Raw genomic sequence first — 23,203 nt, 5'->3', positions numbered from 1 at the left:
CCATCGACGGTACGTTCATGTCAATCCAGATTCTGCAAAAATTTGCACAGGCGTGCAAAACATATGATTTTGTCTGAAATGGCCAAATTTTGCCCATGCTGGCTTCATCAACCTCGATTGGACAACCCTTGCATGCCGCAAATATGCACTGCCGTGCAATGCACAAAATGTTGCTGTGGCAAAACATGGAGAAATGCCCGGGAAAGCGCACTCGGCGCATGACCCCAACGCCGCCTCTTTCGCAGTGCACTCAACATCTCTAGGGTGCGCCGCACGCAGGAACCGCAGGAATCGGGCAAGGAAACGGAATGTCGAACGAGCAGAAATCAGCGCCGGCAAAGAACGGCAAGGTGGCGCTGATCACCGGTGTAACCGGACAGGACGGCGCCTATCTCGCCGAGATCCTGATATCGAAGGGTTATGTCGTCCACGGCATCAAGCGCCGCTCGTCGTCCTTCAACACCGGCCGCATCGAGCATCTTTACGAAGACCCGCATGTCGCCGACCCCAGGCTGATCCTGCATCATGGCGACCTCACCGACGCCACCAACCTGATCCGCATCGTGCAGGAAACGCGACCGGACGAGATCTACAATCTCGGCGCCCAGTCGCACGTCCAGGTCAGCTTCGAGACGCCCGAATACACCGCCAACTCCGATGCGCTCGGGCCGCTCAGGCTGCTGGAAGCCATCCGCCTGCTCGGTCTCGTCGGCAAGACGCGCTTCTACCAGGCCTCGACCTCCGAGCTCTATGGCAACATCCCGGCGCCGCAGAACGAGACTTCGGGTTTCGCCCCGCGCTCGCCCTACGCCGCCGCCAAGCTCTACGCCTACTGGATCGTCGCCAACTACCGCGAAGCCTATGGCATCCACGCCTCCAACGGCATCCTGTTCAACCATGAAAGCCCGCTGCGCGGCGAAACCTTCGTCACCCGCAAGATCAGCCGCGCCGTGGCGGCGATCGAGGCCGGCATCCAGGACCGGCTTTATCTCGGCAATCTCGACGCCCGGCGCGACTGGGGCCATGCCCGCGACTACGCGCTCGGCATGTGGATGATGCTGCAACAGGACAAGCCCGACGACTATGTGCTCGCCACCGGCGAAGCCCACAAGATCCGCACCTTTGTCGAAAAGGCCTTCGCCGAGATCGGCACCAGCATCGAATGGCGCGGCGAGGGTGTCGGCGAAACCGGCATGGACAGCGCCACCGGCCGCGTTCTCGTCGAGATCGACCCGCGCTACTTCCGCCCGACCGAAGTCGACTATCTGCTCGGCGACGCCTCCAAGGCACGGCAGGCGCTTGGCTGGCACCACAACACCACCTTCGACCAGCTGGTGGCCGAGATGGTTCGAGAAGATCGTCGCGCGCTGGCAAAAACCGGTGAGCGCAGCAATGGCTGACATCCTCTATCCGCTCGCCGGCAAGCGCGTCTGGGTCGCCGGACACCGCGGCATGGTCGGCTCAGCGCTTGTGCGCCGCCTCGCACGGGAAGGCTGCGAAGTCATCACCGCCGGGCGCGACACCGTCGACCTGACCCGGCAGGCCGAGGTCGAGGCCTGGCTGGGCGAGACCCGCCCACAAGCGGTGCTGCTCGCTGCCGCCAAGGTCGGCGGCATCCTCGCCAACGCCACCTATCCCGCCGCGTTTCTCTACGAGAACATGGCGATCGAAACCAACGTCATCCATGCCGCGCACAAGATCGGCGTGGAAAAGCTTTTGTTCCTCGGTTCGAGCTGCATCTATCCGAAATTCGCGACGCAGCCGATCGCGGAGGATTCGCTGCTCACCGGCGCGCTCGAACCCACCAACGAGTGGTACGCCATCGCCAAGATCGCCGGCCTCAAGCTTGCTGAAGCCTATCGCAAGCAGCATGGGGCCGACTTCATCTCGGCGATGCCGACCAACCTCTACGGCCCGGGCGACAATTTCGATCTCACGTCCAGCCACGTCCTTCCGGCGCTGATCCGCAAGGCGCATGAGGCCAAGTTGTCTGGTGCGGCCGAACTGACGATCTGGGGCAGCGGCACGCCGCGGCGCGAGTTCCTCCATGTCGACGACGCCGCCGACGCCATGGTGTTCCTGCTCAAGTCCTATTCCGGCGACCAGCACGTCAATGTCGGCTCCGGCACCGACGTAACGATCCTCGAACTGGCCGAGACCGTGGCGCGTGTCGTCGGCTTCGAGGGCCGCATCGCCCTCGACACGTCAAAGCCGGATGGCACGCCGCGCAAGCTGATGAGCGGCGACAAGCTCGCCCATCTCGGCTGGCGCCCGCGCATCGAACTCGAAAGCGGCATCCGCTCGACCTACGACTGGTTTGTCAACAACGCGCTTTAGCCGAGACGGGTCGCGCCCGCCCGGGCTGGCCCGAATGCCTAGTTGACGATCTGGATGCTGGTGTTGGACGGGCCATAGGCCTGGACCAGCTCGTAGAAGTCGGCCGCATTGTCGGGGTGCAGGCGCACGCAGCCATGCGAGGCCGGGCGGCCGAGGCGGCTGATGTGGTTGGTCGCATGCACGGCGTAGCCGCCATTGAAGAACACCGAATGCGGCATCGGCGCATTGTCGTACTTCTTCGAATACCACATCTCGTGCATGCGCGTCGGCTTGTAGGAGCCCTTCGGCGTGACATAGCCGCGGCCCGCAGTCGACACTTTCCAGATGAAGGCCGATCGACCATCGATGATGACATGCATGCGCTGCTGGCTGATCGACACCCGCGCCACGATCTTGCTCGCGGCAAAGGCGCTGCCCTGGCCGGCAGCCAGCAGCAGTGCAGCGCCGGTCATTGCGATGGCGGCCATGTTGATGATGCGCTTCTTCAGTTCGGAATTCATGACGTCCCCCTTGAGCCGGCCGCGCCGGCAGTAAAAATGCATTTTCGGAATGGACGTCTTTTGCCAGAGCCGTGTTTCAGACATATTTCGTTTAGATATTCTTTACGTTTCATATTCGTTTCCAAATTGCCAAGTTTGGTTTCGCAGTCATTGACGTCCCTAGGTTTGCAACAGCCGCGCGGCGACGCAAACTGGGCTGAAGCAGCGCTCGCAGGCCGCCGCCGCTTATGATTCATTTGATATGACGTCGGGGTATGCCGCTGAAAGCGCAAGGCAAGCGCCGGCTGGCCCGGCAACGTCCTTGAAACATTCGGAAGCACTAAAGGCCATCCGGCGGCATCTTCCCGATACAGCCGGCCGGCACATTCAGCCACGACGAAACGAACGTTGCGAAGGTTGGATGGGCGCGAAACGGCTGGCTGCGAAATGGTTCCTGCGGGTGGGCGTCGCTACGGCGATTCTGTCAGGAATCGGCTTTCTGGCCAGTCCGGGCAACGCTATGGCAGCTGAATTGCCACCGGTGCAGGACATGGCGCCGGTGGCCTCCGCAGCCATATTCTTCGCAGCAGCCTTGTTCGTCGCAACTCTGCACATCGGCCGGGTCCATGGGCGTGGGTGCCTGGCCTGGGTGAGCAGACCCTCGCGCGTCATTCGCAGCGAGGACAGGATACCCGCGCCGTCCACGGCAGGTCAGGCGGCGCGGGTATCTCGGTAGCCTTTTTTGATTGAACCCCTGAAACGGAAAACGGGGCCACTGCAATGAAGAGACAGTTCGTAGCATCGGTGCTTTCGGCACTGCTCTATGCCCAGGGGCTGCTTGGCTTCGCGGGCGTAGCGAGCGTGCTCCTCAAGGACAGGGCCCATGCCGAAGAGACGGCGATTGTCGAGATGGCCGCGCCGGCGGTCGTTGCTCCGGCAAGCTGACATTTTGGTCAACTCGGCGTCATCAGTTCGGGTTTTCGGTTGGAGTGGTTGTGCCGGCCTCCTGGCCGGCCGTCCTTGTCGGGGGGTCGAAACGATAGCCCGAACCCCGGATGGTCGTGATGCTTTCGGTGTCGAGCTTGCGGCGCAGGCGCACGATGCGCGAGTCGATCGAGCGGTCGAAGGCATCGGCACTTTCAGCCGGCGCCGCCGCCATGATGTCGTCGCGGGTCAGCACGCGCCTTGGTTGCGACAGGAACAGCTTGAGCAGCGCGATCTGGCCGGGCGACAGCTGCTCTTCCTCGCCGGTGCTGTGCATGACGAGTGCGGAGCGCAGGTCGACCGTCGAATTCTCCAGCACCACCAATTCCTGCGTGCCGCGTCCCCGGCGCGTGAGGAGGCCGCCGATGCGCGCGGCGAGCTCCCTCACCACGAGAGGGCTCTCCACGACATCGGCGGCGCCAAGTTCGAGCGCCAGCACCTTGTCGACCAGTTCACCGGGTCGGCAGATCAGCACGAAGTCGGGACCGCCCTCGCCGCCGAAACGGCGCAGCAGGTCACGCCCCTCGGCCGGGGTCACGCCGTCGCCGACAACGACGACATCGATCCCCTTCGCCGACAAAAGCGGCTCGGCCTCCCACAGCCGCTTGGCACAACGCACGTCATGGCCGCGCCGTTCGAGATGATCGGTCAGGTCGGAGGCAATCACCTCCGCAATGGCGATAAGCGCTACGACCGATCTTCCAGCCACGTTCCACCCCGCATCGTCAGCCTCAGTGCGACCATGGCCTGCCGGCGCGGACTGCGCGGCGCCTGCCGTGGCAAAAAAATGCCCAGGGATGCGCTCGGCCGGGGATGGGTCCCCAGTCGCCTCGCCCCTAGCCCAAAATCGCCCCTAACGAGGCAGGAAGCCATTGGCAACTGCCCACCTGAAATGATCGCTGGACATCATGTTTATACCCAATCTACTTTCCGCCGGTAGCGGAGGCGAGACTAAACTGCGCGCTCGGATTGTCATCGTCGAAGATGAGCCCGACCTGAGGGATGCCGTCGCCGAATATCTCGGCGCGAACGGCTTCGACGTGACTGCTGTCGAGAGTGCCGCTGCCCTGCGCAGCATCATCGAAACCGAACAATTCCAGCTTGCCATCCTGGATATCGCCATGCCCGGCGAAGACGGGCTGTCGCTCGGCCGCTGGCTCAGAGCGAAAATGCCGATCGGCATCATCTACGCCACCGCCGCAGGCACGGCTCTCGACCGCATCGTCGGCCTCGAGATCGGCGCCGACGACTATATGGTCAAGCCCTACGAACTGCGCGAACTTCTGGCCCGCGTGCGCTCGGTCATCCGGCGCGTGCCGCAGCCCGAGAGTTACCGGCAGTCGCTGCTGGCCGCCCAGCCGCCGCGCCGCACCATCGCCTTCGGGCCGTTCCAGGCCGACCTCGACGGTCGCCTCGTCACCGGCAGCAGTGGCGCCATCATCGATCTCGCCAAGAGCGAATTCGACATGCTCGAGGTTTTCCTGACGCGGCCCAACCGGCTGCTCAGCCGAACCACGATTTCCGAGGCCATCGGCTTTGCCGAAGACCCCGAATCCTCACGCGCCGTAGACATTCGCATCATGCGCCTGAGGAAGAAAATCGAAGACGATCCGGCGAACCCGAAATTTCTGCGCACCGTGCGTGGCGAAGGCTACATCTTCTCCTTGCCCGGCAGCGAAGGCTACTAGCGCATCGACCCGATAATCGCAGTCGATTTTCGGAAAGCACGATGCGCAGATTATGAAACTGGAGCGTACTTTGTGCGTCCTATTGGACGCATGGCGCACCAAAGCCTCCGGGCCCCGCCAGGAACCGCGATGACATTGTTGACCGTCTCCCGCACCGACAACCCGTCGGGCACGCCGAGCCCCACCATCGTGGCCGGGCAGATCGTGCGCCGGCTGCGCGCAGCCCAGGATTGGCAGATCGAGATCGACACGATCCTGCGCAGTCTCGCTACAGGTTTCGGCGGTCATCGCACCATCCTGTTCCGGCTGCGCGACGTGCCCGGCCAGGGCTTCGCGCAGTCGATCGCCGCATTCTGGGTCGACCCGAAGATCGACGCCGTCGCTGCGCCGCCGACGACGATCAACCAGACGCTTGTCGATTCCGACCCGCTGCTTGAACGCCTCGCCGAGGAAGGCCGCCAAGGCAAGATCTTCACCGGCCTGACCCGCGACCTCAGCGGCTTCCTGCGCAATGACTTCGAAAAGCAGCACATCAAGTCGTTCCTGTCGGTGTCGGTGTCGGCGCATGGCCATCTCTGGGGCACGCTCGCCGTCAATGACTGCATCGTCGAGCGCCACTGGAACGACGACGAAATCGCAGCACTCGAGATCATCGCGGCCGCCCTTGGCGATGCCATCGAGCGTTCGCTGTCGGAGTATCATGTCAGTGAGATCATCCGCCGGACGATGCTGCAGGCCTCGCTCGACGCCATCATGGTGGTCGACGAGACCGGCTCGATCATCGAGTTCAACCCGGCGGCCGAGAAGATGTTCGGCTGGACCCGCGACGAAATCCTGGGCAAGGACCTGCTCGACACGGTGATCCCCACCTACTACCGCAAGGGCTACAACAACGGTGCCGAATATTTGGCCGGGCGTGGCTCGCCGATGGTCGGCCACCGGCTCGAGACCGTGACCCAGAACGCGTCGGGCGAGATCATTCCGATCGAGCTCACCGCCAACGAGATGCGGCTCGCCGACCGTCGCCTCGTGCTCGGCTCGATCCGCGACCTCAGGGAAAAGCACCGCGCCGAGGAAGAAATCAACCGCCAGCGCGAAAAGCTGCATCAGAACGAAAAGATGGCGGCAATGGGCTCGCTGCTCGCCGGCGTCTCGCACGAGCTCAACAATCCGCTCGCCGTGGTGGTGGCGCAATCGACGCTGCTGCATGAATTTGCCAACGACCCTCAGACCAAGGTCCGCGCCGAGAAAGTGCGGGCGGCCGCGGAACGCTGCGGCCGCATCGTCAAGAGCTTCCTCGGCATGGTCCGTCTGCACCCGACCTCACGCGCCGAGACCGACCTCAACCAGGTCATCCGCGCCGCCCTCGAAGTCACCGCCTATGGCGCGCGTTCCAGCGGCATCAGCATCGCCACCGAGTTGGTGCCGGGCACGCTGAGCGTCATGGCCGACGCCGACCACATGACCCAGGTGGCCGCCAACTTCCTGGTCAACAGCCAACATGCGCTGGCCGCGGCACCCGGCGACCGCATCATTCGCGTCAGGACGTTCCGCAATGCCGACGGCAGCGCCGGCTTCTCGGTCGAGGACACCGGCCCCGGCATATCAGAGGCGATCCGCGACCGCATCTTCGAGTCCTATTTCACCACCAAGCCGGTCGGCGTCGGCACCGGCATCGGCCTGTCCATCTCGAAGGCCATCGTCGACCGCCACAACGGCAAGGTCTGGTTCGAGCCGGTGATGCCGACGGGTGCCCGCTTCGTCGTCGAACTGCCGCCGATGGGCGACGGCCACGGCACGATGCTCGAAGCGACGCCGAAGTCGAGCGGGCTGCGCCATGCCGTCATCATCGACGACGAGCCCGACGTTGCCGCTTCGCTGGCCGACATTCTCGAACTGATGGGCGTCAAGTCGCGCATCGTTTCGACCTGGGACTCGGTCTCGGAGGCGCTCGCCGATCAGCCCGACATCATCTTTTCCGATTTGCGCATGCCCGACCGCAGCGGCATCACCATCTTCCGCGACATCGTCGCGACACAGCCCGAGATGGCGCCACGCTTCGTGCTCGTCACCGGCGACCTGATCGGCGCCAAAGCCGAGCTTGAGCAGCTGCCGCCCAACCTCAAGCCGCATATTCTGGAAAAGCCGTTCAGCACTTTCGACGTTCGCAGCGCACTCAGCGCCGTCAGCGAACAGGTCGCCGACGGAGCCTGAGCTCACTGCGCCGTGTAGCCGCCGTCGATGACCAGTTCGGTACCGGTCACGAAGCCCGATTCGTCCGAAGCGAGATAGAGCACGCCGTAGGCGACGTCCTCGGGTTCGCCGACCCGACCGAGCGGCGTCAGCTCGACCGCCTTGTTGCCTTCGCCGCTCGCAGCCAGCTTGTCCAGCGCGCCCGACGACATCGGCGTGCGGATCCAGCCGGGACAGATCGAGTTGACACGGATGCCGTAGCGCTGCTTGGCGCAGTGCAAGGCGGCCGACTTTGTGAACAGCTTCACCCCACCTTTGCTCGCGACATAGGCAGCCGTCGACGGGCTTCCAACAAGGCCCATGGTCGACGAAAAATTGACGATCGACCCGCCCTTGGCGGTCCTTCGCATCGCCTCGATGCCATATTTGGTGCCGAGGAACACGCCCTCCATGTTGACGGCCATCACCTGGCGCCAGTCGTCGAGGCTGAGGTCCTCGACGCTGCCGAAGGGCGCGCCGACACCGGCATTGTTGACCAGGATGTGGAGCCCGCCGAATGCTTCGAGCGTCCTTGCCATCACCTCTTGCCAGCCTGCTTCCGAGGTTACGTCATGTTCGGCATAGAGGCTGCGTCCACCGGCGATCCTGATCGCCTCGGCGACCTGGCGGCCCTTGTCGGCCTGCAGGTCGCTGACGACGACGGCGGCACCCTGGCGGGCCAGCAGCCTGGCGCTCGCCTCGCCCATGCCTGACGCCGCTCCGGTGACGATCGCAACTTTTCCTTCGACGCGGCCCATCGCTGCTCCCCTCGCTTGAGGGTACGACGGTCGCGCGACGACGGTCGTTGCTGCATCGTCCCGAGAGACTAAGGCCGGCCGACACCGGAACAAAAAAAGCCCCCGCAGCCGAGGCCGCGGGGGAGGTACGCGCTGGAGGATATCTGTGCAGGCGCGGGGATAGGTGGCAGCGCTCGGAGAGCGCTAGAAGATGTTGGGCGTGGTGCGGACCGGCTCGGCACTGGCGATCAGCCTGACCTTACGGGCTTCGCGCATGCCGGTTTCCTTGGCGATGGTCTCGACGCAGATCTTGCTTTCGGCGCCCCAGGCCTGCCCGCGGCAGGCGATATCGGTCTCGGACAGCGGCAGCCGGTCTGTCTTGGCGGTCGTGTGCGCGCCCTCGAACGCACCGAGCCGCGTGCCCATCGAGGCAAAGGCCGGACCACTGGTCGGCGCCAGGGCCATCGACGCCAGCGAGGCAAATACGAAAATCGAAAACATTGCCATCGGGTGCTCGTTGGCACGCTGGCGGATGGCAAGGCGCGGGCGGCGATAGATGTGTGAACGCGGCTGGAACTTGTGGTCGAACTCGGCAAGCTGGGTGGAACCGGACATTGGGCAGCTCTTTTCGTTAAATTTCATTCCCCTGTTAATGTGAATGTAATCGCGCTTTGTAACACAGCGATGCTGATCAGTGACGCCTAATGCAACAACCGATAAACATCACAAACAGTCAGCATTTCTGTCTAATCGGTCACAAACAGTCGCCATTTCAGTCATTTCCACCTGGAGGCTGTACCATTTCGAGAAACAGACAGAATCGCCTTTGTAACAGCCTGCCTGAAATTCAGGCACATTCGAAAAGAAACGAAAGGCCGATGCAGTCGCCTGCACCGGCCTTTCGCGATCGCTATGCTGCTGCCTGGCCGACGCCAGACAACAACTCTCAATGTCAGCTGTTGAGCACGTCGGCCCATTCGGGGTGACGGCGGAATTGCGCCGCCGCAAACGGGCAGAGCGGGATGATCTTCTTGCCCGCCGCGCGCGCGTCCTCGACCGCCCGCGTCACCAGCCTCAGGCCGGCGCCCTGGCCGCGGAACGCATCGGGCACCTCGGTGTGGTCGATGATGAACAGCGTCTCGCTGACATTGCTGTAGGTCATCTCCGCATCGGCGCCGCCGGCACCGCGTATGACATAACGTCCCTTGCTGCCGCGGTCCTCGCGCTCGATCGCCGCCAGTTCTTCAGTCATGCTGCCGCTCCTTTTGTCACGCCGGCGAAAAGGCTTTTCACCGCTTCGATTTCGTTGGGCCGCACCTCGTGGCCGCCGTCATGCCATTCGAGACTGATATCGGCGCCGGCTTGCCGCAAACAGGCGTCGAGCCGGCTCGTCAGGTCAGGCGGACAGATCGGATCGCGCCGCCCCGCCGTGATCAACACATGCCGGCCGCTGAGGCTGCCCTTCACGTCAGGCGCAAACGGGATCAGCGGGTGCATCAGTGCGACAGCATCGAACAAATCGGGCTCGGCAAACAGCACCGAGGCCAGGATGTTGGCGCCATTTGAATAGCCGAGCGCCAGCACCTGCGACGGCTCCACTGCCGCGACATGCGTCTTGACGAATTCGGCCATCTTGCCGGTCGCCCTGGCGAGATCCTCCATGTCGTAGAGGCCCTCGCCGGTGCGGCGGAAGAAGCGCGCCGCACCCATTTCGGAGACGTCGCCGCGCGGCGACACGATGGTCGCCCCCGGCACCAGCTCACGGGCAAAGCCAAGCAACTGGTTCTCGTCGCCGCCGGTGCCGTGGAAGGCAAAGACCAGCGGTCCGCCGGGTTCCCCCGGCAGCACCTTGTGGATGTAAGCGTCCTTGCTCATCGGTCCCTCCTCAGTCGCCCAGCGGCTGCAGGTTGTTTTCCAGATAATCCCTGAGATGCGCGTGCTGCGACGGCAGCTTCAAAGCCTCGCCGAGATGGGCGGTGTCCTCGTCGCGGTCGAAGCCGGGTTCGTTGGTCGCGATCTCGAACAGCACGCCACCGGGGGTGCGGAAGTAGATCGCCCAGAAATAATCGCGGTCGATCACCGGCGTCACCTGGTAGCCCGTCTCCATCAGCGCCTTGCGCACCTCGAGCTGCTTGGCCCGATTCTCGACAGCAAAGGCGATGTGGTGCACTGATCCCGCACCGAGACCGGCGAAGGACGCACCCGGCAACGTCTCGATGTCGATGACGTCGGCGCCATTGCCGTCCTTCAACGCCATCCGCTTGATGTTGCCTGACGTGTCGACCGTCTCATAGCCCATGAACTTCAAAAGCTCTTCGGTCGCCCCGCCATCGCGCAGCCTGAGCGAAGCCGAGTGGAAGCCACGGATCGCCTCGTCATTGCCGACGCCGCCCTTGATCCAGGGCGCACGGCTGTCGCCCTTGGCCTCGACAAGCGCGAAACCGTCGCCATCGGGACCGGCGAAGCTCAGGCGCTTCTCGCCGAACTGCTCGTCACGCGCGAGTCCGCTGACGTCCTGCTCGGTGAAGCGCTTCTCCCAGAAGGGCAGCGTACCCTCGGGAACGGAGAACACAGTGGTGCCGACCTCGCCGACCCCGGGACGGCCCTTGCCGATGTTCGGGAACGGAAAATAGGTCATGACAGAACCGGGCGTGCCCAGCTCATCGGCATAATAGAGGTGGTAGACGTCGGGCGCGTCGAAATTGACTGTCTTCTTGACCCGGCGCAGGCCGAGCTTGTGGGTGAAGAACCGGTTGTTTTCAGCCGCATCCCCAGCCATCGAGGTAACGTGGTGCAGGCCCTTGATCTGGTTGAGCATCGTCTTGCTCCTTTCGCTTGCCGCGGCCCCTGCCGCTCTGTTGGGCCGAATATGGGCGCATCGATTGTCGCGTCATAGTGGCCGGTCACAGAATGGTCAGTATTCAAAAAGTGAACAATGAAGGCGAGCTCGTTCACACTTTCTGGTATGCCCGCTGCGGCAGAGAGGACGCTTGCGCATGGCGGTGAATCCGGCTTCCTTGGCCCGCGATTTCAGTTCCAGGGGGCGAGCTTGGCAGGCACCGGCAGACGGCAGAACATTCTTCTCATCACTTGCGACCAGTGGCGCGGCGACAGCCTGTCGGCTGTCGGTCATCCCGTGGTGAAGACGCCAAATTCGGACGCTTTGGCGCGCGAGGGCGTGCTGTTTTCCCGCCACTATGCCGGTGCGGCCCCCTGTTCGCCGGCGCGCGCCTGCCTCTACACCGGCCTCTACCAGATGAACAACCGCGTCTGCCGCAATGGCACGCCGCTCGACGATCGCCACGACAACATCGCCCGTGCCGCGCGCCGCGTCGGCTACGACCCGACCCTGTTCGGCTACACCGACGTCTCGCCCGACCCGCGCAACCGCGCGCCGGGCGACCCGTTCCTGCGCAGCTATGAAGGTGTCCTGCCCGGCTTCACCACGCGCCAGCTTCTGCCCGAGCACCAGAAGGGCTGGCTTTCCTGGCTCACCCAGCGCGGCATCGATTCCAGCGCCGGCTTCCCCGATGTCCACCGGCCGTCCAATGCCGATGCGCTCGAGGTCAGCAACGCGGTTCCCATTTATTCGAAAGACGAAACGCCGGCCGCTTTCCTCACCGGCGAGTTCCTGCGCTGGCTCGGCGAACAGGACAAGGGCGAGCCCTGGTTCGCCCATGTCTCCTTCCTCAGCCCGCATCCGCCCTTCATCGTGCCAGAGCCGTTCAACACCATGTACGATCCGGCGGAAGGCCCGGCCTACAACAGGGCGCCGAGCTTCGAAGCGGAGAAGGCAAGCCACCCCTTCCTCGCCTACCACCTCGAGCATCACCAGGGTAAGTCGAGCTTCATCCCCGGCGCCCCCGGCAAGGTCGGCGACTGGAGCGAGGACGAATTCCGCAAGATCCGCGCGCTCTATTACGGCATGATCTCGGAGGTCGATTCCCAGCTTGGGCGCATCTGGCAAGGCATCCGCGACAAGGGCGACTGGGACAACACCATCGTCATCCTGACCTCCGACCACGCCGAAATGATGGGTGAACACCACATGCTCGGCAAGGGCGGCTGGTTCGACGGCTCCTACCACATCCCGCTCATCGTCAAGGCACCCGGTCATGAGCGGGCGGCCGGTAGCACCGTCGACCGCTTCACCGCTGCCGTCGACATCATGCCGACCTTGCTTGAGCTGGTCGGCGGAGCGGCGCAGCCGCATCTCGACGGCCAATCGCTGAAACCCTTCCTCGATGGCGACGAGCCCGCCGACTGGCGCGACGCCGCCCATTGGGAATACGATTTCCGCTCGGTCGCCAACGGAACCACGGAAGCCTATTTCGGCACCGGTTCGCGACAGCTCAACCTGTCGGTCATCCGCACCGAAACGGTCAAATACGTGCATTTCGGCGGCGGCCTGCCGCCTTTGCTCTACGACCTCGCCAATGACCCCGGCGAAACACGCAACCTCGCCAATGATCCGGAGTGGCTGGCCGTGCGGTTGGAATTTGCCGAAAGGCTGCTGGCCTGGCGCGCCAAGCATCTCGACCAGTCACTGGCGCTATCGGAGCTGGCCGAGAATGGCCCGACAGGCCATTTCCTGCGCTTGCCATAACCTCAACGAAAAGGCCCGCGCCGAAGCGCGGGCCCCTCCTCTCAGGTACGCCGCAACTACTGAACGATGATCAGGCGCTGCTCGTCGCGCTTTTCGGCCCAGCTGCCCGCGTCATAAACGGGATGGCCTTCGAGCTGCTCCTTGGTGAAGGTGGTGTAGAGATATTTCTTGCCGTCGGCATCGACCATGAAGGCAAGGTTGTCGCTGCCGACCGCGACCTTCTTTTCACCGACGCCAAGGAAGCCGCCAACGTCGATGACATAGGCATCGATCTTGCCGTCGGCGGTCATCAGGATATCGCCGATCTCGCCGATATTGGCATCGTCAGCACCATAGACGGTGGTGCCCATCAGCTCTTCGGCGCGCAGATCGGCCGCCGGCAGCTCCTTCAGAGTCGACTTGTCGATCGCCGCCGTCTTGGTGTCGTCGGCCGTCGCCGCATCAGGCGTGGCGGCCGGCGCCTGGGCGGTCTGTTCCGTCGCAGGGGGCGTCGCCTCGGGCGTTGCCGGCGCCTGCGCCGTCTGGTCGGTGGCCGGCGCGGCCGGATCGGTCGCCGCTACGGCTGCGGGAGCCGGATCATAGGCGCGGCGATTGAAATCGGGCAGCGCCTGCAGCTGCTCCTTGGTCGTCGACATCACCAGCCAGCGGTCGCCGTTCTTCTCGGCCCAGTCGAACTTGTCGAAGCTGACGGCGACATTCTTTTCGCCGATACCAAGGAAACCGCCGACACCAATCACCAACTGGTCGGCCTTGCCGTCGGCGGTCAGGACGATGTCGTTGACGTTGCCGATGTTCTCGGCGTCGTCGGCGGTGCCGTTATAGACCTTCTCGCCAATGATGTTGGCGGCAAGGAAGCCCTCGGCATGCGGGATCACCTCAGGTGTCGCGGGGGCAGCTTCCGTAGGGGCTGCCGGAGCCGGTGCAGGTGCTGTGGTGTCCTGGGCATAGGCGCCCGTCGCAAGCAGGGCTGCAATGGCGGTCGTGGCCAAGAGGTTGCGGATCATGTTAAAGTCTCCTCGTGCGTGTTGTTCATGCATGCCGCGCCTTGACCTGTCTTTTGCCGGAACGGTCGGGCGCGGCCTCCTACGGGTTCACAACGCCGTGACCCCGCCATGGTTCCGAATTTTTCCCCTGTCGGGATTGGCCGGCCTAGCCTTCGAAACCGTCGCCCGCAATTGGACGGGCGAGACGAAATCTCCATGGAAACCAAGATACTTAGCCGGGAGCCGTGGTCGTCTGGTTGGCATCTTGATCGATCATCTCGCCATAGAATTCTGCGGCACCCCATGCCGCCATGGCCAGCATCAGCGCTGCCAGAAGCACCAGCAGGACGTGACGGCCGCGCGTTCCCTGACGCGCCTTTCGGGCTGGAATGATCTTGCTCATCGCTGCTCTCCCAAATGGTTCCAGGAGGGCTAACGACAGCATAACGGCATGGTTCCCAAGTTTCGGCCAAGGCTTTTCAAGCGTGCCGCACCCGTCTAGTTTCCCCAGGCCAAGAGGGATGGCCAAGTGCAAGACGACAGAAGCAATGCGAGCAACGACGCCGACGACAGCGCCGACGAGGCCCAAGGGCGCGCGCAGCGCGATCCTGATTTCGACCGGCTGGCAAAGCTTGCAGCCGCCCTGATGTCGGCACCGGCAGCACTGCTCACCCTCGCCGACCAGGACGGACGACAGCTTGTCCAGGCGGACGTCGGACTGTCCTCCGCTCAGATCACTGAGGCACTGGATCTGGCGGAAGGGTTCCTCGCAAACGGCCCTGCCGAAGCAGTCAACCGTACGCTTTTTCTGCATGCCGGCGCGCCGATCGTCATGTCAGGACGCACCTTCGGAGCACTGCTGGTGCTCGACAACGAACGGCGCCCTGCGCCCGATCCGGACAGGCAGGCGCAGTTGCAGGACGTCGCCGCCCTTGCGGGCAGCCTCGTCGTCCTGCGCGACCGCTCGCAAGCCGGCGCGCGCGCCGAGGCCGCGCTTGTGCATGCCGAAACCCGCCGCGCGATAGCACTTGAAGCCGCTGCCCTTGCCAGTTGGGTCTGGGATCCGCGCACCGGCATCGTCGAATGCGACACGCTGCTGCCCGAACTCTTCAACATGCCGTCGGCTGCAAAAATGCGGGCGCGCGACATCGTCGTTTCCATCGACCGTCGCGACATCGGCAAGACACGCAAGATTTTCCAGGAAGCGCTTGAGGGCAGCGACGACTATTCCGGCGAATACCGCATCCGCGGCTTCGACCCGCCGCGCTGGCTCGCCGCCCGCGGCCGCGTCGTCGAGCGTGACGCCGACGGCCGTCCGACGCTGGTCTTCGGCGTCAACTACGACATCACGGAGCGCCGCAGTGCCGAGGAGCGCCAGCGCCTGCTGTTGCGCGAGATCAATCACCGGGTCAAGAACACGCTCGCCACCGTGCAAGCGCTGGCCACCCAGACGGTGCGCCACGCCCGCGAGCCGCGTGAATTCCTCGACGCCTTCATCCAGCGCCTGCGCGCGCTTGGCCTCGCCCACGGATTGTTGTCGGAATATGAATGGCGCGGCATCGGCATCCGTGACCTCGCGCGGCTGGAACTCTCGCCCTTCGACGACGATGACGCCCCGCGCATTTCAATCTCTGGCCCCGACGCGCTGCTCAGCCCTGATCAGACGCTGGGCCTGGCTTTGATCCTGCACGAGCTGGCCAGCAATGCGCTTAAATATGGCGCGCTGTCGGCGCCGGGTGGCAGCGTTGTGGTGTCGTGGACAGTGACCAGCGACAAGCGGCTGGAGCTACAATGGACTGAAAGCGGCGGACCGGAGGTCGTCCCGCCGAGCCATCACGGTTTCGGCTCGATCCTCATCCGCCGCAGCCTGGCAAAAGTCATCTCCAGCGAGGTGACGCACGAATTTCCGAGCGAGGGCGTGCGTGCCCACATTTCGATGCCGCTGGGTGAAACGGCCGAAGCCTGACATCTGGCGGGCCTATTCGCCCGCCACGCCATCGCCGTCGTCCGGCTTGCGATTCTCGCGATAGATCGCATAGGCGGCCAGCGCCACCACCGGTCCCAGCAGCGCGCCGATGCCACCCTTGCTGCGCAGCAATGTCGGCAGCACTGCCATCACGGCCGTCGTACCCAGCGCCGCGATATCGGCGCGCCGGCGACGCTCGTCTTCGCGTGCCCGCGACCCGGCCATCAGCTTGTGCACGAGCAGGATCAACCCCGCCAGCAGCAGGAAACCGAGGCCAAAGCCGATTGCCGCTTCGAGGTGACCATATTTCTCAGCCGCCCAGATGAAGGCGGCGCCGACGAGAAAGCCCGCGCCGCATAGGCCAGCGATCCCGGCCGCCAGGTAGGCAGCCGCCGCGCGACGTGTCCGCCTCAGTGCCAAAGTCGTCTCGCCGGTCGCGAAACTCGCAATCAGTGATGCCAGCATATGTCCCCCGGCTTGTGCCTGAAAATTTCGCATCGCCGATCGAAGATCGGTTGATCTCCGATCGGCGCGCTAGCGCCGCGCCAGCAGCGCGACGAGAAAACCAACGCCGGCGGCGATGGCAAGCGACGTCACCGGCTTCTCGCGCACGGTGGTCATGATCTGGTCTTCGATGTCACGGGCATTGCTGCGCAACGCTTCGACGGCTGCGTCGCTTTGCGCCTTCATCTGCTCTGCCCCCAGCGCCGCGGCACGCCGCGCAGCGCCATAGCCATGTTCGCCGGTCGCCGCCAATTGCTTGGCCAACGCCTCGATATCGGCCTTCAATTGCTTGATGTCGGCCTCGAGGTCCGGCGTCGTCTTAGTGCCGTTGCCGGCCTTTCCTGCAGCTGCAGCCATGTCATTGCTCCTTGCGTTCGATGGGGTCGAAACGCCTCATGCGCCTGTCGGTTCCGTCGTTCCAAGGAACCATCGCCGACCACCGGACGTTTTGCCAGCCTCATTCAGCTGGAAAATCTTCGATGCCAACTCGCACCATCAAGAAGGCGCCGACCGTGCGCCTTCCGCCGAAATCCAACTTCGAGATTCTTCTCACGCGCGGTGCACAGGTATCGATCATCTTCATCGGCGTCGTCGTCACGGTGTTCGCCCTGCATGCCGGCGAGTTCATCCTCACCCCCATCGTACTTGGCGTCGTCGTCGGCCTGATGCTTGGTCCGCTTGCCTCGCGGCTTGAACGCTTCAAGGTGCCGCCGGCACTGTCGGCGGCGATCGTCGTCCTGCTGTTCATCGTCTCGGTCTGCGTCTTTGCGCTGCTGGTCAGCTCACCGCTCAGCTTCTGGCTCCAACGCCTGCCGCAGATCTGGTCTCAGCTCGCGACCCAGCTGGCTGACCTCAAGGGGCCGCTCGAGACCTTCAAGAGCATGCGCGACCAGCTGCGCCAGGTCACCGGCGGCGAAGGCGTGTCGGTCTCGGTCGACGAAGGCATGGGCGTGGAGACGATGGCGACACTGGCGCCCGCGGTCATCGCCCAGATCCTGCTGTTCTTCGCCAGCCTCTATTTCTTCGTCGCCACGCGCGACCAGACCAGGATCGCCATCCTCAGGGTCTGCTTCAACCGTCGCCTGCGCTGGCGCGTCGCCCATATCTTCCGCGACGTCGAGCAACTGGTGTCGCAATATCTGCTGTCGATCACCGTCATCAACATCGCCGAGGGCATCACCGTCGGCATCGGCCTCTATCTGCTCGGCGTGCCCTCGGCGCCGCTGTGGGGCGCGCTCGCCATCCTCACCAATTTCGTCCCCTTCATCGGCCCGCTGGCCATGGTGGCGATCCTGTTCGCCGTCGGCTTGACCGAGTTCGACACGCTGGCTGCGAGCCTGCTGCCGGTGATCCTTTATCTCGGCGTCAACACCGTCGAGGGCCAGTTCGTCACCCCGCTGGTCATCGGCAGGACGATGACGCTCAATCCCTTCGTCGTGCTGCTGGCACTGGCGTTCTGGATCTGGCTGTGGGGCGCCGTAGGCGGCTTCATCGCCATCCCGGCCTTGCTCGTCGGCTACGCCATCATCCGCAATGTGTTGCCCGGCGTGAACTGGGGCGTCGACGAACTCGACCGACAATACGGGCGCTAAGCGCAGTTCCAGGAAAAATTGGCCGCGTTTTCCCGTCCGGAATTGCGCAAGCACAAGAAGACAACGCTCCTGTCAAAGCAGAGGGCGGACACCTTCGTCGAGGCCGCCCCAGTTCGCCAGCGCCATCAATCCCTCGATGTCGAGCACCTTGCAGCCGCCATCGCGCCACTGCACGAGTTTGCGGTCGATCAGCTTGCGGATGGTCTTGTTGGTGTGGACCAGCGACAGTCCGAGCGTGTCGGCGACGTGCTGCTGGGTGATCGGAATCTCCACCTTGCCGGTCCCGTCCATGCCGACCTTCCGCGCCCTGCTGGCAATGAAGGCCAGCAAATAGGCGGCTCGCTCCAGGGCTGACCGGCGCCCGACACTCAACAGGTTCTCGTCGAGCATGCGCTCCTCGCGCGAGGCGATCCAGGTGATGTCGTAGGCCAGCCCCGGATAGCCGCGATAAAGCTCCATCAGCCTGTCGCGCTCGAACATGCACAAAAGCATCGGCGACAGCGCCTCCACCGAGTGCTGCATCTCGCCCATCAGGCTGCCCTGCAGGCCTATCATGTCGCCAGGCAGCACGTAGTTGAGAATCTGGCGGCGCCCGTCCTCCAGCAGCTTGTAGCGAAACCCCCATCCCGCCAGCACAGTGTAGAGATGGGCGCTGTTGCTGCCTTCGGAAAGCAGCGTCGCGCCCTTGTCGACGGACAGCTCGCCGCGCTTGAAGCTGCTGACAAAAGCCAGCTCGTCATTGTCGAACGGCCGGAAGGTCGGCAATGGCCTGAGCGGGCACTTCTCGCACGAAACCTGCCGCACAGTGTCGGTCGGAATGCCTTGCTCGGCCATGAATTCCTCCAGAAATGTGACCGGCAACGCCTTAATGGCGCCGAAGGTTCCTCACGGGTGCGCCGCTGCCGCAGCATGTCTTTTTTAAATGACAGCAGCCGCGACTGCCGTCATGTTCGGCTTCGATTCCATGGAGTGCCCTACGACGTGTCGAGCCCGCTTTCAGGACTGCGTATACTTGTTCTCGAAGACGAGGCGCTGATCGCACTCGACGTCGAGCAGCTTTGCAGGGACCACGGCGCCGGCGAAGTCGCCATCGCTGGCAATCTCCGCGAAGCACGTGAAATCTCCGCGCCCTTTGATGCCGCCATCATCGACGTCATGATCGGCGGCGAGCCGACCTTCGACTTCGCCCGCTCGCTGGAAGCGGCTGGCGTTCCGTTCGTATTCGCTTCGGGCTACGACAAGCTTGACGAGATCTTTGTCGACTTCCCTGACGTGACCCTGGTGAGCAAGCCTTACGCCGGCGCCGATCTCATCGAGGCAGTCACCGAGAGCATTCGCAAGCGCGCGCGCTCAGCTGACAGTTGAGCCCATCACCTGGGCCGCGATCGCGTCGGGGCCGTAGTCGGCCTCGCCCGAGATGTCCAGTATCTCCTGCAGCCTGTTGCGGGCGCGGCTGACCCGGCTCTTGATGGTGCCGACGGCACAGCCGCAGATTTCCGCCGCCTCTTCATAGGAAAAGCCCGACGCGCCGATCAGGATGATCGCCTCGCGCTGGTCTTCCGGCAGTTGCTCGAGCGCCTTGCGGAAATCGTCGAGATCAAGTCGGCCGGGCTGGCTCGGATGCACGGCGAGCCGTGCGGTCAGAAGGCCGTCGCTGTCCTGCACCTCGCGGCCACGCTTGCGCATCTGCGAATAGAACTCATTGCGCAGGATGGTGAACAGCCACGCCTTGAGGTTGGTGCCGGGCTGAAAGCTCGACTGCTTGTCCCACGCCTTGACCAGCGTTTCCTGGACAAGGTCGTCGGCCCTGTCGGCGTTCTGCGACAGCGACATGGCGAAAGCGCGCAGGCCAGGAATGGTCGCGAGCAGGTCGCCCTTGAAACCTTGGGAAGCTGCCATGCCCGGTCAGTCCTTCTGCTGCTCAGGTTCGGCTTGTTCCAGCTGGCTCAACAGCTGGGCAAATCGATCCGGCACCTCGTCGGACACCAGTTCATCGTAATATTGCTTGAGCTTGCGGCCGATTTCTGAATTTGCCCCAAGGGGCTCACCGTCGCGAAGACGGTTCGGCCTGGCGCTGGCGGCGCCACTTGTCTGCCTTGTCATATGCTTGCTTTGCCCTTTTGCCCCGTCGGACGTCCCGCCCCAAACGGCGCGCAACAACCTTTGCGGTTTATCGAATTTTGCACCCAACTCCTCAAATGCGGATAGGTTCCACAAAAGAGGAACTTTTGCACAGACCAAGCGTTGTGTGTCGCTTCACAACAGTTTCAGCAACGTCACATGAGGGAGACGTCGACCATGACATTATCCACGAGAATCGCCCCCCACCTGCCTTATCTCCGTCGCTTCTCGCGTGCGGTGGCAGGATCCCAGGAGAGCGGCGATGCGCTGGTGGCTGCGATGCTCGAAGCACTGATCGATGACATCGATGTGTTCCCGTCCGCTTCCAACGATCGCATTGCGCTCTACAAGATATTTGCCCGTCTTTTCACCTCAGTCTCCATCCGCGTTCCCCAGGATGGCCCGAGCCTGGCCTGGGAAAAGCGCGCTGCCGCCAATCTCTCCGCACTCTCGCCGCGTCCGCGCCAGGCATTCCTTCTGGTTGCCGTTGAAGGTTTCAACGAGGCTGAAGCTGCCGAAGTGCTCGACGCCGACGAGGAAGAGTTCACCAAGCTGCTCCATGAAGCGAGCGGCGAAATCTCGCGCCAGGTCGCGACCGACATCCTGATCATCGAGGACGAACCACTGATCGCCATGGACATCGAGGAGATGGTGGAGAGCCTCGGCCACCGCGTCGTCGGCACGGCGCGCACCCGTGCGGAAGCGATAGCGCTGTTCAAGCGGACGCGCCCGAAGATGATCCTGGCCGACATCCAGCTCGCGGACGGCAGCTCGGGCATCGACGCCGTCAACGAGATGCTGTCGTCAGCGCCGTTGCCTGTGATCTTCATCACCGCCTTCCCCGAGCGCCTGCTGACCGGCGAGCGCCCCGAGCCGGCCTTCCTCGTCACCAAGCCGTTCAACCCTGAAATGGTCAAGGCGCTGATAAGTCAGGCATTGTTCTTTGACAGACAGGCAAAGGCTGCGGCATAGGGCTTTTTGGCCTCGCCTCAGGGAACCATCCTTGCGGCGGCACGTTTTTCATTCATCATTTGAAGGAGATAGATCATGCTGTATTGGGCGCTCGTATTCCTTGTCGTCGCGATTATCGCCGGCGCCCTCGGCTTCGGCGGTATCGCCGGAACTTCTGCCGGCATCGCGCAAATCTTGTTCTTCATCTTCCTGGCGTTTCTTGTCATCTCGCTCATTGCGGGCCTGTTCAGGCGCGCGTGATGACGTCGGTAACGTGATGACGTCGGTAACATGAAGAACCAACCCGAGACTGGAAGCCGGCCCCCTCAGTCGGAGTCCAGCGCCGCCGGGTAGCGCTCAGCACTGACGCGTTACCCGGCGGTCCCATTTGGTTCCAGCCGAAATCATTCGGCTGAACCGCAAGAAGCAGAGCAAAGGCTCTCGTGGCATGGCCAATCCCTCAGCATCAATGGGACCGAGCTCACGATTGGACGCCGCTCTTCTCCACGTCTCCCGCAATGCCGGCATCGCCGTGCTTTACCAGGATCACACCCTGCAGACGGTGTGGTCACAAAATCTGCAGCCGCCTTGGGCGGAGGTGCTGGAAGAGCAGTCCGGGACGGCCAACTCCCTGCCGCAACAGCAGGCCGACCGGCTCGTGGCTGCAAAGAAGAACGTCCTTGCCACCGGCAATTCGGACGGGCTCGAGGTCAGCATCGCCGACAACTCGGCAGGCATGCGTTGGTACGATGTCTGTATCGACGCCGACCATTCGTCGAGCGGCCAGGTCCAGGGTGTCGTCGTCACCGTCATCGAAACCACAGAGCAGAAGCGGCGCGAGCAAACGCTGAAGGCGCTGCTGCGCGAGGTCAGCCACCGCTCCAAGAACCTGCTTGCCATCATCCAGAGCATTGCCAGCCAGACCGGTCACTATTCCGGCTCCATCGACGTCTTCCTCGAGCGTTTTCGCGGCCGGCTGCAGTCGCTCGCCTCGTCGCAGGATCTGGTCACGTCGTCGAACTGGCGCGGCGCAGGCTTTCGCGAACTCGTAATCGGCCAGGTCAAACGCTACAGTAGCGACACCGAGCATGCCGTCCACATCCTTGGCGAGGATCCCTATCTCACCCCCAATGCCGCCCTGCATATCGGTCTTGCCGTGCACGAGCTGGCGGTCAATTCAGTGAGCTTTGGCGCGCTTTCGCGTGCAGACGGTCACGTCGAGGTGACGGCCAGCAGGGTATCCGGTCCCGATGGCGAAGGGCAGTTGGCGCTGCATTGGTCGGAAGCAATCGGCCCGACTGCCGACGCGACGACACGCAAGAAGCGCTTCGGCTCGGTCGCGCTCGAGCGCGTCGTGCCGGCGGCGCTGAGCGGCAGTGCCGTACTCGAAATCGGCGTCGACAGGGTGCAATACCGCCTCGTCATGCCCCAGGCGAACTTCGAAATCGACAGGGACTAGCCGTCGCCACATGACACCGGAGATTCAAACGGTTTAGCTCGATTGGATCACGGAACTTTTGCCCGCCACGCGCCGTTTCTTGGCCGAGGTGGTTTGTCATGGAACACATCGCAGCGTTTCTGTTGGTCGTTTCCTGCTCGCAGGATTTGACGGGTTGCCGCGAGACACCGGCGCCAGCGCCCTTGTTCGAGGCATATGACGCCTGCCAGGCCGAGTTGCCGAAGGTTCTGACCGCGTTCACATCGCGCGACAGACGCGCCTTTGCCAAATGCCTCGAGGTCGATCCCGCGCTAGAGGACGACTACGACCAACTGACCTGGAATGTGCTGCCCAACGGTATGCTCGAAGCGTCGCTGTCGGTTTCCAGCGTCGTCGTGGCGGCGGATGCGGCGAGCGGCAAGCCGGCATATCTCCACTGATGCGCAAGCGTATCAGCCTATCCCCTTCAGACCGAGGAGCCGACATCATGCGGATACGCTAAGCCGTTGAATTGATGCGGCGAGCGGAAAAACGATTCCGATTTTTGGACCGATACGCTAAGTATTCACCGGGCGATGTTAAAGT

27 protein-coding genes are annotated in these 23,203 nt (G+C 63.4%); 13 read left to right on the top strand and 14 right to left on the bottom strand.

Annotated elements, in window-relative coordinates:
• Positions 1-308: 308 nt before the first annotated feature.
• Entirely contained in the window at positions 309-1,400 is a 1,092-nt protein-coding gene (gene gmd, locus HNQ95_RS07590) for a GDP-mannose 4,6-dehydratase (RefSeq protein ID WP_182573786.1), read from the top strand.
• Positions 1,393-2,337, top strand: coding sequence for a GDP-L-fucose synthase (gene fcl / locus HNQ95_RS07585; protein ID WP_182573785.1), 945 nt, complete (start codon positions 1,393-1,395; stop codon positions 2,335-2,337). Before gmd ends, fcl begins: the two co-directional genes overlap by 8 nt.
• Positions 2,338-2,375: 38 nt before the next feature.
• On the opposite strand, the gene HNQ95_RS07580 is transcribed toward fcl, so the two are convergent.
• Positions 2,376-2,837, bottom strand: coding sequence for a L,D-transpeptidase (locus tag HNQ95_RS07580; RefSeq protein WP_067957364.1), 462 nt, complete (start codon positions 2,835-2,837; stop codon positions 2,376-2,378).
• Positions 2,838-3,596: 759 nt separating this feature from the next.
• Here HNQ95_RS07580 and HNQ95_RS07575 point away from each other — a divergent pair.
• Entirely contained in the window at positions 3,597-3,761 is a 165-nt protein-coding gene (locus HNQ95_RS07575) for a hypothetical protein (RefSeq protein ID WP_182573784.1), read from the top strand.
• A 22-nt stretch (positions 3,762-3,783) separates the two neighbouring features.
• Here the strand turns inward: HNQ95_RS07575 and HNQ95_RS07570 are convergent, their stop codons facing one another.
• The gene (locus tag HNQ95_RS07570; protein WP_067957358.1) at positions 3,784-4,509 is read right to left on the bottom strand and encodes a response regulator transcription factor; all 726 of its coding nucleotides are present in this window, start codon (positions 4,507-4,509) and stop codon (positions 3,784-3,786) included.
• A gap of 199 nt (positions 4,510-4,708) precedes the next feature.
• Here HNQ95_RS07570 and HNQ95_RS07565 point away from each other — a divergent pair, with 199 nt between their 5' ends.
• Both HNQ95_RS07565 and HNQ95_RS07560 read left to right on the top strand, forming a co-directional pair.
• A complete protein-coding gene (locus HNQ95_RS07565; RefSeq protein ID WP_154385668.1) occupies positions 4,709-5,488 on the top strand; it encodes a response regulator in 780 nt (259 codons plus the stop codon).
• Between the two features lie 129 nt (positions 5,489-5,617).
• A complete protein-coding gene (locus tag HNQ95_RS07560) occupies positions 5,618-7,702 on the top strand; it encodes a PAS domain S-box protein (protein WP_067957355.1) in 2,085 nt (694 codons plus the stop codon).
• Between the two features lie 2 nt (positions 7,703-7,704).
• On the opposite strand, the gene HNQ95_RS07555 is transcribed toward HNQ95_RS07560, so the two are convergent.
• From HNQ95_RS07555 to HNQ95_RS07535, 5 genes are all read right to left on the bottom strand, one after another.
• Positions 7,705-8,478, bottom strand: a complete 774-nt coding sequence (locus tag HNQ95_RS07555) for a glucose 1-dehydrogenase (protein ID WP_067957353.1) — start codon at positions 8,476-8,478, stop codon at positions 7,705-7,707.
• 183 nt (positions 8,479-8,661) lie between these two features.
• On the bottom strand, positions 8,662-9,072 hold the full coding sequence (locus tag HNQ95_RS07550; protein ID WP_067957350.1) for a hypothetical protein: 411 nt from the start codon (positions 9,070-9,072) through the stop codon (positions 8,662-8,664).
• Between the two features lie 337 nt (positions 9,073-9,409).
• Entirely contained in the window at positions 9,410-9,709 is a 300-nt protein-coding gene (locus HNQ95_RS07545; RefSeq protein WP_067957347.1) for a GNAT family N-acetyltransferase, read from the bottom strand.
• A complete protein-coding gene (locus HNQ95_RS07540; protein WP_182573783.1) occupies positions 9,706-10,332 on the bottom strand; it encodes an alpha/beta hydrolase in 627 nt (208 codons plus the stop codon). The genes HNQ95_RS07545 and HNQ95_RS07540 overlap by 4 nt, the downstream gene beginning before the upstream one ends.
• A 10-nt stretch (positions 10,333-10,342) precedes the next feature.
• Positions 10,343-11,275, bottom strand: coding sequence for a VOC family protein (locus tag HNQ95_RS07535; RefSeq protein ID WP_182573782.1), 933 nt, complete (start codon positions 11,273-11,275; stop codon positions 10,343-10,345).
• 231 nt (positions 11,276-11,506) lie between these two features.
• On the opposite strand from HNQ95_RS07535, the gene HNQ95_RS07530 reads away from it, so the two are divergent.
• Positions 11,507-13,063, top strand: a complete 1,557-nt coding sequence (locus HNQ95_RS07530; RefSeq protein ID WP_182573781.1) for an alkaline phosphatase family protein — start codon at positions 11,507-11,509, stop codon at positions 13,061-13,063.
• Between the two features lie 56 nt (positions 13,064-13,119).
• Here the strand turns inward: HNQ95_RS07530 and HNQ95_RS07525 are convergent, their stop codons facing one another.
• Together HNQ95_RS07525 and HNQ95_RS07520 are read right to left on the bottom strand one after the other, a co-directional pair.
• Complete coding sequence (locus HNQ95_RS07525; protein ID WP_182573780.1) at positions 13,120-14,067, bottom strand: PRC-barrel domain-containing protein; 948 nt, start codon at positions 14,065-14,067, stop codon at positions 13,120-13,122.
• A gap of 211 nt (positions 14,068-14,278) precedes the next feature.
• On the bottom strand, positions 14,279-14,449 hold the full coding sequence (locus HNQ95_RS07520; RefSeq protein ID WP_169808314.1) for a hypothetical protein: 171 nt from the start codon (positions 14,447-14,449) through the stop codon (positions 14,279-14,281).
• A 126-nt stretch (positions 14,450-14,575) separates the two neighbouring features.
• Between HNQ95_RS07520 and HNQ95_RS34065 the strand changes: the two genes are divergently transcribed.
• Positions 14,576-16,012, top strand: a complete 1,437-nt coding sequence (locus HNQ95_RS34065) for a sensor histidine kinase (RefSeq protein WP_312870916.1) — start codon at positions 14,576-14,578, stop codon at positions 16,010-16,012.
• 12 nt (positions 16,013-16,024) lie between these two features.
• Here HNQ95_RS34065 and HNQ95_RS07510 read toward each other — a convergent pair whose 3' ends face one another.
• Together HNQ95_RS07510 and HNQ95_RS07505 are read right to left on the bottom strand one after the other, a co-directional pair.
• Positions 16,025-16,477 (bottom strand): hypothetical protein, encoded by a 453-nt coding sequence (locus HNQ95_RS07510; RefSeq protein ID WP_182573779.1) that lies wholly within the window; start codon positions 16,475-16,477, stop codon positions 16,025-16,027.
• Between the two features lie 69 nt (positions 16,478-16,546).
• A complete protein-coding gene (locus tag HNQ95_RS07505) occupies positions 16,547-16,873 on the bottom strand; it encodes an ElaB/YgaM/YqjD family protein (protein WP_067957331.1) in 327 nt (108 codons plus the stop codon).
• Positions 16,874-16,995: 122 nt separating this feature from the next.
• Between HNQ95_RS07505 and HNQ95_RS07500 the strand changes: the two genes are divergently transcribed.
• Positions 16,996-18,108, top strand: coding sequence for an AI-2E family transporter (locus HNQ95_RS07500; RefSeq protein WP_182573778.1), 1,113 nt, complete (start codon positions 16,996-16,998; stop codon positions 18,106-18,108).
• Positions 18,109-18,180: 72 nt separating this feature from the next.
• On the opposite strand, the gene HNQ95_RS07495 is transcribed toward HNQ95_RS07500, so the two are convergent.
• Positions 18,181-18,942 carry a Crp/Fnr family transcriptional regulator gene (locus HNQ95_RS07495; protein WP_182573777.1) on the bottom strand — a complete coding sequence of 254 codons (762 nt, stop codon included), beginning with the start codon at positions 18,940-18,942 and terminating at the stop codon, positions 18,181-18,183.
• A gap of 147 nt (positions 18,943-19,089) precedes the next feature.
• Here HNQ95_RS07495 and HNQ95_RS07490 point away from each other — a divergent pair, with 147 nt between their 5' ends.
• Positions 19,090-19,473, top strand: coding sequence for a response regulator (locus HNQ95_RS07490; protein WP_067957325.1), 384 nt, complete (start codon positions 19,090-19,092; stop codon positions 19,471-19,473).
• On the opposite strand, the gene HNQ95_RS07485 is transcribed toward HNQ95_RS07490, so the two are convergent.
• The gene (locus tag HNQ95_RS07485; protein WP_067957322.1) at positions 19,459-20,007 is read right to left on the bottom strand and encodes an RNA polymerase sigma factor; all 549 of its coding nucleotides are present in this window, start codon (positions 20,005-20,007) and stop codon (positions 19,459-19,461) included. The genes HNQ95_RS07490 and HNQ95_RS07485 overlap by 15 nt on opposite strands.
• A gap of 6 nt (positions 20,008-20,013) precedes the next feature.
• Positions 20,014-20,211 (bottom strand): NepR family anti-sigma factor, encoded by a 198-nt coding sequence (locus tag HNQ95_RS07480; RefSeq protein ID WP_154385735.1) that lies wholly within the window; start codon positions 20,209-20,211, stop codon positions 20,014-20,016.
• 195 nt (positions 20,212-20,406) lie between these two features.
• Here HNQ95_RS07480 and HNQ95_RS07475 point away from each other — a divergent pair, with 195 nt between their 5' ends.
• The 4 genes from HNQ95_RS07475 (at position 20,407) to HNQ95_RS07460 (ending at position 23,058) form a co-directional block, all read left to right on the top strand.
• Positions 20,407-21,201, top strand: coding sequence for a response regulator (locus HNQ95_RS07475; RefSeq protein WP_067957319.1), 795 nt, complete (start codon positions 20,407-20,409; stop codon positions 21,199-21,201).
• A 75-nt stretch (positions 21,202-21,276) separates the two neighbouring features.
• The gene (locus HNQ95_RS07470; RefSeq protein WP_018429836.1) at positions 21,277-21,441 is read left to right on the top strand and encodes a DUF1328 domain-containing protein; all 165 of its coding nucleotides are present in this window, start codon (positions 21,277-21,279) and stop codon (positions 21,439-21,441) included.
• Between the two features lie 226 nt (positions 21,442-21,667).
• Complete coding sequence (locus HNQ95_RS07465) at positions 21,668-22,639, top strand: sensor histidine kinase (protein WP_312870915.1); 972 nt, start codon at positions 21,668-21,670, stop codon at positions 22,637-22,639.
• Between the two features lie 98 nt (positions 22,640-22,737).
• Positions 22,738-23,058, top strand: coding sequence for a hypothetical protein (locus HNQ95_RS07460; protein ID WP_067957315.1), 321 nt, complete (start codon positions 22,738-22,740; stop codon positions 23,056-23,058).
• Positions 23,059-23,203: the final 145 nt, after the last annotated feature.

The sequence above is a fragment of the Aminobacter ciceronei genome, assembly GCF_014138625.1.
Taxonomy (GTDB): Bacteria; Pseudomonadota; Alphaproteobacteria; order Rhizobiales; family Rhizobiaceae; genus Aminobacter; species Aminobacter ciceronei.
Note: the sequence above shows the minus strand (reverse complement) of the source record. Positions and strands in the feature narration are given on the sequence as shown.